The 263-nt window shown below is 66.2% G+C and carries 1 protein-coding gene; it reads left to right on the forward strand.

Features of this window, described 5'->3' with window-relative positions; genetic code table 11:
* Positions 1-263 (forward strand): molybdopterin-dependent oxidoreductase (locus SB764_RS41440; protein ID WP_410866960.1); only part of this gene is annotated, 263 nt, incomplete at both ends.

A 263-nucleotide genomic window follows, 5' to 3' on the forward strand; every position in this document is an offset into this window, starting at 1 on the left:
CCGCATCGGCCGTGTGCGCGGCGCCAATGCCAATACATACACCGCCGGCGTCATCTGCGCCAAGGTGGCGCGTTATTCCGAGCGCATCTATCATCCCGGTCGTCTTTTGACCCCGAAGCGCCGCAGGGGCGCGAAGGGTGCCGGCGACTGGCAGGAGGTTTCCTGGGAAGCGGCGCTGGACGAGGTCGCCGACGCTTTCGTGAAGGCTGAAGCCCGCCACGGTGCCGAGGCCATCTGGCCCTATTTCTACGCCGGAACCATGG

This window comes from Paraburkholderia sp. SIMBA_027 (assembly GCF_046535315.1).
Taxonomy (GTDB): domain Bacteria; phylum Pseudomonadota; class Gammaproteobacteria; order Burkholderiales; family Burkholderiaceae; genus Paraburkholderia; species Paraburkholderia tropica.